The sequence below is a fragment of the Aquirufa sp. ROCK2-A2 genome, assembly GCF_054558485.1.
Genome location: NZ_JBPXKA010000008.1, coordinates 44,413 through 57,435, shown reverse-complemented (window position 1 = coordinate 57,435; position 13,023 = coordinate 44,413). Strand labels below are relative to the sequence as shown.

Annotated in this window: 14 protein-coding genes and 1 pseudogene; 8 read left to right on the top strand and 7 right to left on the bottom strand. The window is 36.2% G+C overall.

Annotation, left to right across the window (positions count from 1 at the left end; genetic code table 11):
• Positions 1-134: 134 nt before the first annotated feature.
• The 5 genes and pseudogenes from V7S76_RS10530 to V7S76_RS10510 all read left to right on the top strand — a co-directional run bounded on the left by V7S76_RS10530 (position 135) and on the right by V7S76_RS10510 (position 3,178).
• Positions 135-620 carry a hypothetical protein gene (locus V7S76_RS10530; protein ID WP_459510062.1) on the top strand — a complete coding sequence of 162 codons (486 nt, stop codon included), beginning with the start codon at positions 135-137 and terminating at the stop codon, positions 618-620.
• A 9-nt stretch (positions 621-629) separates the two neighbouring features.
• Positions 630-1,517: a tRNA (adenosine(37)-N6)-dimethylallyltransferase MiaA gene (gene miaA, locus V7S76_RS10525; RefSeq protein ID WP_459510061.1), complete on the top strand. Its 888-nt coding sequence runs from the start codon at positions 630-632 to the stop codon at positions 1,515-1,517.
• Positions 1,518-1,535: 18 nt separating this feature from the next.
• Entirely contained in the window at positions 1,536-2,414 is an 879-nt protein-coding gene (locus V7S76_RS10520) for a sulfurtransferase (RefSeq protein WP_459510060.1), read from the top strand.
• Positions 2,415-2,496: 82 nt separating this feature from the next.
• A pseudogene (locus V7S76_RS10515) lies at positions 2,497-2,724 on the top strand (HNH endonuclease); the annotation flags it as partial.
• A 58-nt stretch (positions 2,725-2,782) separates the two neighbouring features.
• A complete protein-coding gene (locus V7S76_RS10510) occupies positions 2,783-3,178 on the top strand; it encodes a hypothetical protein (RefSeq protein WP_459510144.1) in 396 nt (131 codons plus the stop codon).
• A gap of 139 nt (positions 3,179-3,317) precedes the next feature.
• On the opposite strand, the gene V7S76_RS10505 is transcribed toward V7S76_RS10510, so the two are convergent.
• Positions 3,318-3,596 carry a rhodanese-like domain-containing protein gene (locus V7S76_RS10505; RefSeq protein ID WP_459510059.1) on the bottom strand — a complete coding sequence of 93 codons (279 nt, stop codon included), beginning with the start codon at positions 3,594-3,596 and terminating at the stop codon, positions 3,318-3,320.
• Between the two features lie 652 nt (positions 3,597-4,248).
• Entirely contained in the window at positions 4,249-5,292 is a 1,044-nt protein-coding gene (locus V7S76_RS10500; RefSeq protein ID WP_459510058.1) for a LuxE/PaaK family acyltransferase, read from the bottom strand.
• 75 nt (positions 5,293-5,367) lie between these two features.
• On the opposite strand from V7S76_RS10500, the gene V7S76_RS10495 reads away from it, so the two are divergent.
• The 3 genes from V7S76_RS10495 to V7S76_RS10485 all read left to right on the top strand — a co-directional run bounded on the left by V7S76_RS10495 (position 5,368) and on the right by V7S76_RS10485 (position 8,888).
• Complete coding sequence (locus V7S76_RS10495) at positions 5,368-5,922, top strand: hypothetical protein (protein WP_459510057.1); 555 nt, start codon at positions 5,368-5,370, stop codon at positions 5,920-5,922.
• 8 nt (positions 5,923-5,930) lie between these two features.
• Positions 5,931-8,117, top strand: coding sequence for a S9 family peptidase (locus tag V7S76_RS10490; protein WP_459510056.1), 2,187 nt, complete (start codon positions 5,931-5,933; stop codon positions 8,115-8,117).
• Between the two features lie 114 nt (positions 8,118-8,231).
• Positions 8,232-8,888: a phosphatidylserine decarboxylase family protein gene (locus tag V7S76_RS10485; RefSeq protein ID WP_459510055.1), complete on the top strand. Its 657-nt coding sequence runs from the start codon at positions 8,232-8,234 to the stop codon at positions 8,886-8,888.
• Positions 8,889-9,368: 480 nt separating this feature from the next.
• On the opposite strand, the gene V7S76_RS10480 is transcribed toward V7S76_RS10485, so the two are convergent.
• From V7S76_RS10480 to V7S76_RS10460, 5 genes are read right to left on the bottom strand one after another with little or no spacing between them, the layout of a single operon-like run.
• Positions 9,369-9,863 (bottom strand): GAF domain-containing protein, encoded by a 495-nt coding sequence (locus V7S76_RS10480; protein WP_459510054.1) that lies wholly within the window; start codon positions 9,861-9,863, stop codon positions 9,369-9,371.
• A complete protein-coding gene (locus V7S76_RS10475) occupies positions 9,864-10,364 on the bottom strand; it encodes a hypothetical protein (RefSeq protein ID WP_459510053.1) in 501 nt (166 codons plus the stop codon).
• Positions 10,365-10,367: 3 nt separating this feature from the next.
• The gene (locus V7S76_RS10470; RefSeq protein WP_459510052.1) at positions 10,368-11,147 is read right to left on the bottom strand and encodes a (Fe-S)-binding protein; all 780 of its coding nucleotides are present in this window, start codon (positions 11,145-11,147) and stop codon (positions 10,368-10,370) included.
• Positions 11,147-12,028: a sterol desaturase family protein gene (locus V7S76_RS10465; protein WP_459510051.1), complete on the bottom strand. Its 882-nt coding sequence runs from the start codon at positions 12,026-12,028 to the stop codon at positions 11,147-11,149. Before V7S76_RS10465 ends, V7S76_RS10470 begins: the two co-directional genes overlap by 1 nt.
• Before the next feature lies 1 nt (position 12,029).
• On the bottom strand, positions 12,030-13,022 hold the full coding sequence (locus V7S76_RS10460) for an alpha/beta hydrolase (protein WP_459510050.1): 993 nt from the start codon (positions 13,020-13,022) through the stop codon (positions 12,030-12,032).
• Position 13,023: the final 1 nt, after the last annotated feature.

Below are 13,023 nucleotides of genomic sequence, written 5' to 3'. Positions count from 1 at the left end.
ATCTTTACAATTTAAAAAAATTAATTCTAAAGGCGGACAATCCTTTCACATATTTGCTCAATTTTTTAATTTTTTCTTCTTTTTGATGGCCTAAATAAATGTTCTACTTTTGCATGATTGAAAAATGTGCTTATATGACTGAACAACTTTTTTCTGAAAATCAACGATTTAGTAAATGGTTTCGTTGGCCTATATTATTATTAATTGTTTGGTTAGCTTATTCGCAGTGGGATTTTTTGAGTGTTGAAGAACGCTTTAAATCTTGGAAAAATTGGGAAATAGTTGTGGTACCCATGGTACTTTTTGTGCTTTTTAGTATTCTTCAATTAAAAACCCACATTTCAAAAGAAGGGGTTTCCGTGCAATTTTTACCTTTTCATTGGAAGCCAAAATTGTATTCTTGGGATTCCATATCGACTATTGAGATTCGAAAATACAGTCCTATTCAAGAATATGGCGGTTGGGGGATTAAATATGGTTGGGGTGGACAAGGAATTAGCTATACGGTTTCAGGTTCTATCGGTTTGCAATTGACTTTGAAAAATGGCAAAAAAGTCTTGATTGGAACCAAAAAAGGAGAAGAAATCAAAGAAGTTTTACAACAATTAAACAAGGGGTAATTCAATTTCATGCAAGAAGGAAATTCCAAAAAGCTTTTAATGGTGGTTGCAGGGCCGACGGCGGTTGGTAAAACGGCTTATTGCGTGGAGTTAGCCAAGAAATATCAAACTGAAATTATTTCAGCTGATTCGCGACAGTTTTACAAGGAATTGTCCATTGGAACTGCCAAGCCTAGTGCGGAGGAGCAAGGCGGAATTAAACATCATTTTATTGATTCTCATTCGATAGAGGAATATTTTTCTCCTGGCGATTTTGAGCGGGAGGCCTTGAAGGTGCTCGAGGAATTGTTCAAAACAAAGGAAGTGGTAATTGTTACTGGTGGATCAGGTTTATATCTTAAAGCGCTGATGCATGGCTTGGATGATATGCCTGAAGTGGATTTGATTTTGCGCGAGCAATTGGGGAATCGATTAGCATCGGAAGGAATTGATGTATTGTACCAAGAATTGGCTTTGTTGGATCCTGCATATGCCGCGCAAGTGGACGCCAAAAATCCACAAAGAATCATGCGGGCCTTGGAAGTTTGTTTATCTACTCAACAAACCTATACTAGTTTTCGAACAAAATCTCAGGCTGTTCGGCCATTTGATATTCAGGCGATTTGTTTGGATCGTCCGAGGGAAGAATTGTACCAACGGATTGATGATCGAATGGATCAAATGTTGGCCAATGGATTAGTTGAGGAGGCGAAAGCCTTTGAGGACAAACAACATTTGTATGCATTGAAAACCTTGGGTTATAAAGAGGTGTATGGTTTTCTTCGAGGAGAATACGATGAAGCGGAAATGATTCGTTTATTGAAACGTAATTCGAGGCATTATGCCAAAAAACAATTGACCTGGTTTCGGCACCAAGGAGATTTCGAGTGGGTGGGTTTTTCTATGTGTCCCCTTTAGGTGTTTTTTGTATAAACCTTGGCCTTTAAAAAAATAGAAATTAATATGAGAATACCATCAATTATTGAAGTAGATGAATTACTGAGAATTTATAAAAATTCTGACGTAATGATTTTCGATGTAAGCTACAGTAAAAATGCTAAATCAAATTACGATTTGGAACATATGGAAGGCGCATTTTTTGTTGACCTAAACACGCAATTAGCTGACATCAAAAGCGATTTTGCAGAAGGCGGGCGACATCCATTGCCCTCAATAGAAACTTTTGCCAAAACTTTGACAGATTTAGGGATTTCAAAAAACACACATGTAGTCATTTATGACGACAAAAATGGTTCGAACGCTTCTGCAAGATTTTGGTGGATGTTAAAATCAGTTGGACACGAAAAGGTTCAAGTTTTAAACGGTGGATTAAATCAAGCTAAAAACAATAATTTCCCATTGAGTTCTAAAAAGGAAAGAGTTCAATCAGCTTCAGAATTATACCAAATTGACCAATGGAATTTACCAACAATAGAAATTAACGAGCTAGAAAGCATATCATTAAACCCAAATTATTTAGTCGTTGATGTTCGAGACAAAGAACGATATGACGGTATAACCGAACCCATTGATTTGATAGCAGGACATATTCCGGGTGCGGTAAATATTCCTTTTACGGAAAATTTAGACGAAAACGGATTATTCCTTGATCCTATCGAATTAAGAAATAAATATGAAACAATATTTGGAGAGATAAATAATGAAAATATTGTAATCCATTGTGGTTCAGGAGTTACAGCTTGCCATACTTTATTAGCCTTAGACTATGCTGAAATGGGAACACCAAAGTTATATGTTGGATCATGGAGCGAATGGAGTAGAAACAATAAGCAGATAAATAAAACAAATGCCTAGCCGGAATAACCCTTAGCGACAAACGCAACATGTAACTCATACAAAGGTATCCATCAAATTATGATAAAAAATAGAAAAAGAAATGAGCAAAATATTTTTATTGCTACTACTCTTTGCCAGTATTTCTTGTTTCTCCCAGAGTCGTTATATCTCAGAGACAACCAAAAAAATTGTCTACACAAGGGATGGTGGCGTTTGTAAATGCTGCGGAAGTTCTTCAAAATTAGAGTATGATCATATCACGCCATACTCTTGTGGAGGAAGTAGCGATGTTTCAAATATTCAGTTGCTTTGCCTAAAATGCAATCGAAGCAAGTCCAATAGTTGTATATGTAAAGTGCATGACACGATAGTTGGAACCGATTGTTGTGACAAAAAAACAATCAAAAAATCGGCAAGTATTTCAAGCCAATGCTACGGAACAACAAAAAAAGGAAGTAGATGCAAAAACAAAACAACGAATTCAAATGGCCGATGCCATTTACACTAAATCTAAAGAGCAAAATCATTTAACTGATATGAAAAAGACACTCCTATTCGCCATAGATCTCAAAACCGAAGAAATACTCGTTTCAGAAACTGAAAAAGGCAGCAATAAAGTACATCTCATCGAGCGAATTAAACGAGATAAAAATCAAATACTGTTTGATGCTGTTGTCACCTTAAATAGAATTGTAAATTCATCCGATTTTGATGTAGCAATTTTTAAGGCAATGGATAAAGTCTGCCAAATGGTCTACATCAAACATGCAGATAATAAATAGTCGAACACGCACAGAAAGAAAAACAGTGCCAATAATCTTGCTATAGAGTCTTGGATCATAGTTTTTTCACATTAAAGGCAGTATTTATAATTCAAGTAGAATTAACTCTTCAGCAAATCATCTTTTGGGAATAACTGGCTTACAAACTCAAATACCCCTCAATTCCCCCTTCCAAATGTTGGCATTGAAATCCTTTGGAATTTAATAATCGGCAGGCGATATAACTCTGTGTGCCATTGTAGCAGATGATGGTGTATCGAATCGTTGGGTCTAATTGGTCTATTTTCCCCAATAAATCGTCTAAGGGTAGATGAATTCCCCCGAAATTAAAATCATCCCATTCTCTTGGTGTGCGAATGTCCAAAATGTGTAATTGAGGTAGGGTTTCTTTAAATGTTAAGGGTTTAATTATGTTCATTTAAATGTTAATTGTATGTTATTATAACCTATTATCTTTTGTGTCCCCTGTCGTGAGAGCCTCAACTATCAGTCTTTTACCTAATTGTCTATTACCTATTGCCTAAAACCTTTTACCTATTAATTTTTACCTAATACCTATTACCTATTTCCCAAATTCCTCTTACCTATTACCCCTTCTCACCCCAACTTCATTCTTTTAAATATCAAATAGAGAAAAGTCTAAAAAATAAATCAGTTAATTGATGAAAAATATAAGTCGTCAATTAGCAATAACGTTGTCCTTTTTTTATGGGGAATGGGGCCCCTTACCCCCTGCAATTTAATGGTTTAAAAGTTCAGTTGTTTGATAAAATTATTTGGGTTGATTACCGTTTGATCATGGTAGTGTTTTTAACTGTAACCTATTGCCGATAAATGCGAATTAAGAGTTAAAATCCTTTTGAACAAATAATTCATTAATAGAAAATGGATTCAATAATCTTTGTGGTTAACCGGTCATTTTAACACGAAGAAGGAACAAAGTTTTTTCATATTTTACATCTTCATTTAGCGCATTAGGCATCGATACTTCAACAAACTCAGTAACCATACTTCAAGTCGCGCAGCAAACGGTCTATTACCTAATACCTTTTACCCAGCACCTCATACCATCAAATCGCCATCAAATTACAACCCCTCATTTCCGAGTTATCAAATCGGCCCAACACTTTAAATTGTATCCCATCTTCTTCAAGGGAGCCTAAATCTTTGGTTTCTATGAATGAACATGAATCGATATTGGCTAAATCAATGACTTTAATGCCCCCAACTTTATTTGCTTGTGTGATAATGGCTAAGGGGTCGGCAACTTCTCTGAGTAAAATTCGCATGCTGATACCCGGACTAAAAATTCCTTTATCTGTCGCATAAGCCTGGGAAAATAATTCGGTCATTCCATATTCAGATGCTATTTGGGTGGTCCCCATGTTTTCACTCATGAATTCATGCACCCTATCTCGAATCCATTCCTCCCTCCTCCCTTTCATTCCGCCCGTTTCCATGATCATAATTCGACCATCTTTCATGGCCTCCCTCCAAAATCCGAAATCCTGTCCAGAATCTATCCAATCCAATAAGCCAAACGTAACTCCAATTAACCAAATCTTCTTATCTGTTTCTAATGCCTTTTTGATATTTTTTGTCAACTCTTCATATTGATTTAAATAAAATCCCGATAGATTTGAACCCGATTCTTTGATGAAAAAATCCATCATAAATACCAACGAAGAACTGTTCCTTTCCAAATAAGAAGGCAATAAAGCAAAAATGTGAAATTGCTTCAATGGACCGTATTTTTCTTCAAAAATTCGTTTAGCTATTTTTTGGTAAAATACCGGATCACAAACCGGATGTTTCGATGGAATTTGTCCGGTAGTCCCTGAACTCTCAAAGTTGAACAAGACTTTTCCATTCCCTGTTTGGACTTGATGATTTTTGAAAAGTTCAATTGGTAAAAAGGGAATCTGACTTATTTGATGAATATCCTGCACATCGATTTTCATCAATTGTACATATTGACGATAAAGCGGATTGAATTCATATTGAAATCGAAAAACCTCTATTGCGATTGTTTCAAAATCACTTGCATGCATGTTTAGAACCTTGTTTTTCAATTCTATTTGAGCACTCTCCCACATGGATGAATCAAGTTGCATGCCTTTTATGTAAAATTTTGTACAAAATTAAAGCAAATCATTAACTTTACGGACTTTAATTTACCCTATTTCAACATGTTGAAACTAAGTACATTTATTTTTCTTATTGTAATTGCTCTCCTGGGCTTGGGGTCTTGTGTACAAGAACCGAGTTTCCCAGCGACTCCGGTCATTAAGTTCAATTCGATTCGCAAGATTGTAAAGACTTCATCAGATGGTTTAGGAGGTAAAATTAAAATTGATTCTGTCATCATGTCGGTCGATTTCCAAGATGGAGATGGCGATTTAGGTTTAACAGTTGCCCAAATCAAAGCTGACCCCAAATACAAAGATTTCAGCAATTTTATGGTGGATGTATTCATTCAAAAAAATGGAAAATTTGTCCCCATTACCTTTAGCCCTCGTTTAGGCGGTTTGGTGAATTTTCCTTTTTTGCCAAATCAAAAACCAGGACCTATTGAAGGTACTATCGACTATTCAACTCCTTTTGTTTATGCTTTTTACAAGGGATATTCGCCATTATTTACCGAAAAAAACGATACACTTAAATTTCAAATAAAAATTGTGGACAATGCTTTTAATGTGAGTAATACCATTGAAACAGCACCCATCATCATCTTTCAAGACTAAAAAACAACATGAAATTAACTACTTCAGCCTTCTTTGGCATTTGTCTTTATTTGACCATTCTGCAGCCTATTTCTGCTCAAAAGGAAATTACACTAGAAGACATTTGGAAAAACTATACCTTCCGTCAAAGGTCTATTCAAAACTTCAATTGGACTCGAGATGGACAGTCTTATACCGAATTAAAAGAAGGTAAAATTGTCAAATATTCCGTTGTTGATCCTCAAAAATCGGAAACTATTTTTGATCAAAACATCAATCTGACGGCTGATGGAAAGAAAATTGCCATGCAGGAATTTGCTTTCTCCAAGGATGAACAAAAAATTCTTATTTCAACTGAAATAGAATCCATTTACCGAAGATCGACCAAGGAAATCAATTATATTTTTGATATAAAAACTAAAAAATTAACCTTGTTGTCGAAAGGCGGAAAACAAATGCATGCTACTTTTTCACCTGATGGAAATCTAGTCGCATTTTCGAGGGACAATAACATGTTTTTAGTAAATTTAGCCACCAGCTCTGAAAAAGCGATCACCACTTCTGGTAAGTTCAATTCCATCATTCATGGAGTTTGCGATTGGGTTTATGAAGAAGAATTCTCTTTTTCGCAAGCTTTTGCTTGGTCGCCCGATAGCAAAAAAATTGCCTATTATACCTTTGATGAAACCAAAGTTCCAGAATACAACATGCAAATGTGGGGCGATCTATATCCAAAGGATTATCGTTTTAAATATCCTAAAGCGGGTGAAGCCAATTCAAATGTAACTCTATCGGTCTATCAATTGGAAAATAATAAAACAAATTTGGTAGATGCAGGTACAGAAAAAAATCAATATATCCCTCGTATGAAGTGGACAAAAGATCCGAACATCCTATCATTTATGCGATTGAATCGCTTGCAAAATCATTTGGATTTGATTCACTCAGATGTAAAGTCAGGGAAATCCACTGTCATTTATTCAGAGGATAGTAAGACTTCTTTGGAAATTGAATCTATTGGTAATGACTTAACTTATTTAAGCGATAATAAGCGAATGATTTTATCTTCTGAAAAATCAGGATTTAAGCATCTATATGTAGCAGATATTGCGACCGGAAAATTAACACCGATTACTCAGGGTAATTGGGAAATAGATGATTTCTACGGTTTTGATGAGAAAAGTCAAACTTTGTATTACAATGCTGCCGAAAAGTCGCCAATTAGTCGCCAAGTGTACCAAATTCAATTGGATGGTTCCAATAAAAAATTAATTTCTAGTGAATCAGGTACCAATTCTGCCAATTTTAGTCCCGATTATTCTTATGTAATTTTTAACCGTAGCTCGGCTAGAGAACCATTGACGATTACTTTGAAAACCACTCAAGGAAATCTTTTGCGTGTCTTGGAAGATAATGCCAAATTGAAACAACAGTTGAAAGATTATCAAGTATCTACGCGTGAATTTTTGGAAATTCCATTAGCAAATGGGGATCATTTGAATGCGTATTGCATCAAACCAGCCAACTTTGACCCAACGAAAAAATATCCTGTTTTAATGCACGTGTACGGCGGCCCAGGTAGTCAACAAGTATTGGACTCTTATCCTGGTACCGACCTATATTGGTATCAATTATTATTAAACAAAGGGTATTTGATTTATTGTGTAGATAACCGTGGAACTGGAGCAAGAGGCATCGATTTTGAGCGTATTACTTATCGTAATTTGGGTAAAATTGAAGTGCAAGATCAAATTTATTCAGCTCAATATTTGGGGAATTTGCCTTACGTAGATAAATCTAGAATTGGAATTTGGGGATGGAGCTATGGTGGATTTATGGCTGCGAATTGTTTGATGCAAGGAGCAGATGTATTTAAAGCTGCTATTTCAGTGGCGCCAGTTACCAATTGGAGATTTTACGATTCTATTTATACCGAACGTTATCAAGGTTTGCCACAAGATAATGCTTCCGGATATGATGACAATTCACCGGTATCGCATGTGAATAAATTGAAAGGTAATTTGTTGTTGGTGCATGGAACAGGCGACGATAACGTGCATTTTCAAAATGCTGTTTCTTTACAAGATGCCTTGATTAAAGCGAATAAACAATTTCAAAGTTTCTATTACCCAAATCGAAACCATGGAATTTCAGGCGGTAATACCCGTTTACATTTGTATCAAATGATGACAGATTTCTTATTGAAGAATTTATAATAATAAGGTAAAATTGCAATTTCGAGTTAGTTTTATCTAATTTTTAAACAAAATTGGCTAATTTTACTCTTTCAAATGAAGCCCTACGAATTTCGATTCGATAAATACTATTTTATGACCCTACACAGAGAAGGAAAAACTATTTTAATTAGCACATTAGTCATTGTTTTAACTATCAACGCTTTAATTGCCTATTTTTTTCCAGCAAATATCTATTTGAGAGAAAGTATAGTGGTAGTAACATCTTTATTTTTCTTAATTATTCTTCAATTTTTTAGGGTTCCCAAACGTATTACAGAAATCAATCCCAACCATATCATCGCTCCTGCCGATGGGAAAGTGGTAGTTATTGAAGAAACTGTTGAATCAGAATATTTCAAAGGTCCAAGACGCCAGGTGTCGATTTTTATGTCGCCATTCAATGTACACATCAATTTCAATCCTATTTCAGGAATTGTATCGTATTTCAAATATCACCCAGGTAAATATTTGGTGGCTTGGCATCCAAAATCGAGTACGGAAAACGAACGAACAACCTATGTGGTAAAACATGAAAATGGAACAGAAGTCTTATTTCGTCAAATCGCTGGTGCGCTCGCAAAACGTATTTGTTGGTACGCCAAAGAAGGAGAAGCTGTAACGCAAGGAACGGAATTTGGTTTTATCAAATTCGGAAGTCGTATCGATATTTTTCTTCCTTTAGATGCCAAAATATGCGTTCAATTGGGTGATAAGCCAGTCGGAGGAGAGACGGTGATTGCTACGATTTAATAGAAGAGAGTTATTAATTATTAGTTATTAGGTATTAGTTTTTGAAATTTTTAAATTAGGAACCTAATACCTAATACCTAATAATGTAAATTAAGGGTTAAAATATCCAATTTGCACTTTTCTTTTTACCGCTTTTGGCTTCGACTCAGCTCAGCCAATGCTAATTATTTTTTTTAGGACTTATAAATCAATTTGCGGTTAATCCGACGAAAGATTGGAACGAAGCGGTAGGCGGAGCTTTGATAATGCGCATGGGCGATGTGCGTCAGGGTCAAAGAAAATAGCCGAGAGCGAAGTGAAAATCGGTCAGCTTGCGGATTCTTCTTGGATTAACTGGCAGTAAATAAGTTTTTTTGTTTCTTTTTTTTTTAAAAAAGAAATGCCATGGAAAATAAATTAACCAATAAATAGCAATGCTATATGGAATGTTGAGATCTTAATGAATATTTTAACTCTTAATTCGCATTAATACCTAATACCTCAATTCCAGTTCTCCCAATTCTCCTCAATCAATCGAATAACCTTTTCTAATCCAATTTGGTCTATTTCTGAGAAATCGTTTAGTTGATCACTATCCAAATCAAAGACTAAAATGACATTGCCTTCAGAATCTTTAGCGGGCAAAACGATCTCCGATTTAGAGGCAGAGGCGCAAGCAATATGACCTGGAAATTCATCCACATTGGGTACAATGATGGTTTCTTGTGTCGAATACGCATGGCCGCAAACTCCTTTATGAAAGGGAATTCTGGTACAAGCCACTGGACCTTGAAAGGGACCCAAAACCAATTCTTTTCCTTTGTTCAAATAAAATCCAACCCAGAAAAATCCAAAAGTTTCATGAATAGCCGCCGCAATGTTGGCTAAATTGGCATATTTGTCTGTTTCTCCAGCCAACAAATGCTTAATTTGTGGAAAAAGTAATTGGTATTTTTCTTCCCTTGTCCCTTCGATTTTGATTAAATCTTCTGCCATTTAGGATGCACTAACTTGTTGAACAAAATATCTTTTTACCCACGATTCCGCAGCTAATTCTGGCCAATTATTTCGATAAAATTCCATATGAGGAATTAAGGGTGTTATTACCTTGCTGTCTGGAGTGATTTGCCCTTCTAGAACCGCTTTTTTTATGATAGGTAGCGCGTACATGTCTAGTTTATCTCCATCTACTACCGCTAATGTTCGGTCGAAAAAATCGATGTGTAATTCTGCCCCTAATTCTTTGAGCCATTTGGTAGAAGCGTCAATCGAACAACCAGATGCGGCATTGGCCGACTCATCTAATCCGATGATAACGACTTGATTGTATCGAATTTCAAAAGATCCTTTTAATCCTGCACCATGTGCATTCCATTCATGTATAGCCTGTGGTAAAAATGAAGAAATTTGGCTGTTTTCAGATTCCGAAAATGGTCTATTGCTTTGATATACCCAAATTCTAGCGTGAGATGGAAGTTCGTTGAAAGGGATATACATATATTATTTGTTTAATGACTGCTGAACTAATTCAGCTAAATCTACTACTTGGATTTGTTTATCATGCCCTGATTTATTCAAGCCATCTTGAAGCATTACCATGCAAAATGGACATGCTATCGCTACTTTATTGACACCCGATGCCACGATTTCCTCCGTTCTTCTAGCTTGCATGTCAATCTTACCTTCTTCGGGTTCTTTAAATACTTGAGCACCACCTGCACCGCAACATAAACCTTTGGTGCGGCAACTTTTTAGCTCTTTTACTTCTTTTTTTAAACCTTCAATAACGGCTCTCGGGGCTTCAAAGATACCATTTCCTCTGCCTAAATAGCAAGAATCATGAAAAGCAATTTCTTCTTTTGAAGAGTTATTGGTTTTTATTTGACCACTTTGCAATAATTCGGCCAATAATGTGCTGTGATGAATGACTTCATAATTCCCACCCAATGCTGGATATTCGTTTTTTAATGTATTGAAACAATGCGGACAGGCAGTGACAATTTTTTTGACTTGGTATAGATTCAGGGTCTGTATATTAGTTGCCGCTTGCATTTGAAACAAAAATTCATTTCCAGCTCTTCTTGCAGGATCACCCGTGCAAGCTTCTTCGGTTCCTAAAACAGCAAATTTGATTCCTGCCTCTTGTAAAATTTCACAAAATGCTCTGGTAACTTTCTTTTGTCTATCATCAAACGATCCAGCGCATCCTACCCAAAATAAGTATTCTGGACTTTCGCCTTTAGCGGCCCACTCGGCCATGGTGGTAATTTGTAATTCCATTATTTTTGAAATTTTTCTTTCTCCAATGCACGCATTTCTGACACGGTTAATTTACTTCCATCATGGCTCCATCCCGGAGGACCAAAGACATATAACCATGCGCTTTTAAAGGAATTAGCTTTCACTAAATCTTTGGCTATTTGTACCCATTCATAAAAAGCAATTTTAACTGGATTATAACTCTCAATTTGTGTGGTCAATCCATAACTCGGATGTTGCTCTTCTTTTTGAAAAGAACCAAACATGCGATCCCATATGATCAATACTCCACCATAGTTGGTATCCAAGTAGTTTAAATCTGTTCCATGGTGAACTCGATGGTGGGAGGGCGTATTGAAAATGTATTCAAACCACTTTGGCATTTTGTGAATGAATTCTGTGTGAATCCAATATTGGTACAATAAACTGACCTGTTGAAAGGTGATTAAAATCAAAGGATTAACTCCAATCAGTGGAAGCCAAAGATAAAAGACAAACATCCCAGAAATATTGGAGGTCCAAGTTTGCCTCAAGGCTGCCGCTAAATTATATTTAGGAGACGAATGATGCACAATGTGAGATGCCCAGAAATATCGAATTTCGTGTGACAGTCGGTGCATCCAATAATAGGTAAAATCTTCTGCCAAAAAGGTGAATACCCAAATAGGCCACCAATCAAATGCGAATTCCTGGAGTTTGAAATTCTCATAAACGTATAGAATACTGCCAAATCCAATGGCTTTGGTCAATATTCCGATTATTAAATTGCCGATACCTAAACTGATGGACGTTAATGAATCTTTTGCCTCAACAAATTTCCTCTTTTGTTTATAGGAAACATAAGATTCCCAAAGAACGGTTATTAAAAAAAAGGGGACCGCGTACAAAATAATATTTCTCATCTTAGTTGATTTTGACGGTTTCTTTCAAAAATTGAATACTCGCTTTTAATGGAATTTCAACATGTTCTCCTAATATTGGAGAGGTCATTACATGATAGCCTGATAAAGGAAATGCTTCTTCTTTTTTCAAATTTGACGGTGTGCCTAACAACGGATACATTTCTTTCATTGCTTTAACAGAAACCACGTTATCCTGATGCTCCTCATCCTTATAATAATAAGTTAAAAATACGGGACATTTAACTTCTTTAAATACTTCTTCCGTCATTTCATTCGTCAAGAAATTTTGCAAGGCAATGATGCCATCTACTTTGTAATGAAGACTCCAATATTGATCATGTAAAGGGTTTTTGGCAGGAATATCTCTAAATTCGCTTCCTAAAATCGCTTTGGCAATATGTTTTCCCCAAGGATTATCTAGCATCGTTGCATTGGGGTCAGCAACAGCAATGCATGGGCCATATAAAATCAATGCCTTGATTTCAGGATGCTTGCTTGCCAAAACCAATGATAAGGCTCCTCCAAAAGAGGTACCTAAAACGACCACCTCATCACCCAATTTTTTGGCCAAAGCATAGTAATTTTCTACACTCTCGTAAAAATCATCCGCTGTAATGTTCTCAAAAACATGGTCAGATGTTTTTTCACCATGACCTGCCACACGCGCTAAAACCAAATTGGCGCCATAGGCCTTGGCTAATTCGCGATGTACGGGATCGCCCTCCATTTGAGAAGCAGAAAATCCATGCACATAAAGAAATACGGTTTTGGTTTTCTTCGGATTCAGAGAATCAGCCCAAATGATTTTCCCTTCATTGTTGGCTTTTAAATTTGGATTTGCAGCCTCTTTATTCGCCAAATAGCTTTGAATTTGCGGTAGAGAATCAGGTATGTTTTTCCAAGTTACACCTCGGTCTAATTGGGGTTTTTCGGGACTTGGCCCTAAAAAGTACACTAAAATAAGTAGCGCAACAACAGCAAGGATTTTCTTCATA

What these genes read in the sequence shown, in the direction of transcription:
- V7S76_RS10530 (WP_459510062.1), top strand. Translation starts at nt 135, where the DNA reads ATGACTGAACAACTTTTTTCTGAAAATCAACGATTTAGTAAATGGTTT.
- miaA (WP_459510061.1), top strand. Translation starts at nt 630, where the DNA reads ATGCAAGAAGGAAATTCCAAAAAGCTTTTAATGGTGGTTGCAGGGCCG.
- V7S76_RS10505 (WP_459510059.1), bottom strand. Translation starts at nt 3,596, where the DNA reads ATGAACATAATTAAACCCTTAACATTTAAAGAAACCCTACCTCAATTA.
- V7S76_RS10500 (WP_459510058.1), bottom strand. Translation starts at nt 5,292, where the DNA reads ATGCAACTTGATTCATCCATGTGGGAGAGTGCTCAAATAGAATTGAAA.
- V7S76_RS10495 (WP_459510057.1), top strand. Translation starts at nt 5,368, where the DNA reads ATGTTGAAACTAAGTACATTTATTTTTCTTATTGTAATTGCTCTCCTG.
- V7S76_RS10490 (WP_459510056.1), top strand. Translation starts at nt 5,931, where the DNA reads ATGAAATTAACTACTTCAGCCTTCTTTGGCATTTGTCTTTATTTGACC.
- V7S76_RS10485 (WP_459510055.1), top strand. Translation starts at nt 8,232, where the DNA reads ATGACCCTACACAGAGAAGGAAAAACTATTTTAATTAGCACATTAGTC.
- V7S76_RS10480 (WP_459510054.1), bottom strand. Translation starts at nt 9,863, where the DNA reads ATGGCAGAAGATTTAATCAAAATCGAAGGGACAAGGGAAGAAAAATAC.
- V7S76_RS10475 (WP_459510053.1), bottom strand. Translation starts at nt 10,364, where the DNA reads ATGTATATCCCTTTCAACGAACTTCCATCTCACGCTAGAATTTGGGTA.
- V7S76_RS10470 (WP_459510052.1), bottom strand. Translation starts at nt 11,147, where the DNA reads ATGGAATTACAAATTACCACCATGGCCGAGTGGGCCGCTAAAGGCGAA.
- V7S76_RS10465 (WP_459510051.1), bottom strand. Translation starts at nt 12,028, where the DNA reads ATGAGAAATATTATTTTGTACGCGGTCCCCTTTTTTTTAATAACCGTT.
- V7S76_RS10460 (WP_459510050.1), bottom strand. Translation starts at nt 13,022, where the DNA reads ATGAAGAAAATCCTTGCTGTTGTTGCGCTACTTATTTTAGTGTACTTT.